The sequence below is a fragment of the Micrococcus sp. HSID17227 genome (assembly GCF_003989405.1).
Taxonomy (GTDB): Bacteria; Actinomycetota; Actinomycetes; order Actinomycetales; family Micrococcaceae; genus Micrococcus; species Micrococcus luteus.
This window is the reverse complement of the sequence record NZ_RBLN01000403.1, coordinates 1-1,344: the sequence shown is the minus strand read 5'-3', so window position 1 is coordinate 1,344 and position 1,344 is coordinate 1. Positions and strand designations below refer to the sequence as shown.

1 protein-coding gene is annotated in these 1,344 nt (G+C 73.9%); it reads left to right on the top strand.

What is annotated here, in order from left to right:
• Positions 1 to 189: 189 nt before the first annotated feature.
• A partial coding sequence (locus D8M29_RS12245) for a glutamate--cysteine ligase (RefSeq protein WP_127446024.1) occupies positions 190 to 1,344 on the top strand: 1,155 nt, incomplete at its 3' end.

The following is a 1,344-nucleotide window of genomic DNA, read 5'->3' as shown; positions in this document are numbered from 1 at the left end:
GAGGGAGTCGAGCAGTGCGCGGCCCTCCGGCTCGAGGACGGGGGCCAGGGCGGTGTCGTCCGCCTCCGAGGCGGCGGCCGTGGGGCGCGGCGGGCGGGAGGCGGGGCGGGGGCGGGCCATGCGCCCCACCCTAGGTCCGAAGCGTGGACCCCGGGCGCAGACCCGGCACGGGCTTCTAGGATGGGCGGCATGACTCTGCCCTTCGCCGACTCCGCGCAGTCCACTCTCGGAATCGAGTGGGAGCTCGCGCTCGTGGATGCCGTGTCCGGCGAGCTGCGCTCCGAGGCCCCGGACCTGCTGCGCACCCTGCATGCGACCGAGGGCCTCGCCGAGGACGACGTGAACCCGCACATGACCAGCGAGCTGCTGCAGAACACGGTGGAGCTCGTCACGGGCGTGCACGAGCGCGTCGACGCCGCGACGGCGGACCTCGGCCGGATCGCCGCGCGCGTGGCCGACGCCGCGGCTGCGCGGGGCATCTCCCTGTTCTGCCAGGGCACGCACCCGTTCGCGGACGCGATCGCGCAGCCCTCGACGCCCAGTGAGCGCTACGACCGCATGCTGGATCTCACCCAGTACTGGGGTCGGCAGCTGCTGATCTTCGGCGTGCACGTGCACGTGGGCCTGGACGACGTCTCCAAGGCCATGCCGGTGGTGAACGGCCTGGTCAACCGCGTGCCGCACCTGCTCGCACTCTCGGCCTCCTCCCCCTTCTGGGCGGGTACGGACACGGGCTACCAGTCCCAGCGCACCCTCCTGTTCCAGCAGCTGCCCACGGCCGGCCTGCCGTTCCAGTTCCAGGAGTGGGAGGACTTCGAGCGCTGCGTGGCCCAGATGGAGCAGGTGGGCATGATCGCGGACGTCACCGAGTGCCGCTGGGACGTGCGGGCCGTGCCCCGCCTGGGCACGGTGGAGATGCGCGCGTGCGACGGCCTGGCCACGCTCGAGGAGATCGCCGCCGTGACCGCCTACACGCAGTGCCTCGTGGACGACCTGTCCGCGAGCCTGGAGCGCGGTGAGACGGTCGAGGTCCTGCCGCCGTGGCACGTGCAGGAGAACAAGTGGCGCGCCGCCCGGTACGGCATGGACGCCACCGTGATCGTGGACGCCCGGGGCACCCAGGTCCCGCTGGCGGAGCACCTGCCGGCGGAGATCGAGCGACTGACCCCGGTCGCCGAGCGGCTGGGCTGCGCGGCGGAGCTCGCCGGCGTCCAGGCGATGATCGACGACGGCGGCGCCGCGCGTCAGCGTCGCGTGGAGGCACAGGCCCTGGCCGGCCCGCCGGCCGCGGGTGAGGACGCGGATGACGCGGTGGCCCCGCTGCGCGCGGTCGTGCTGGACGCC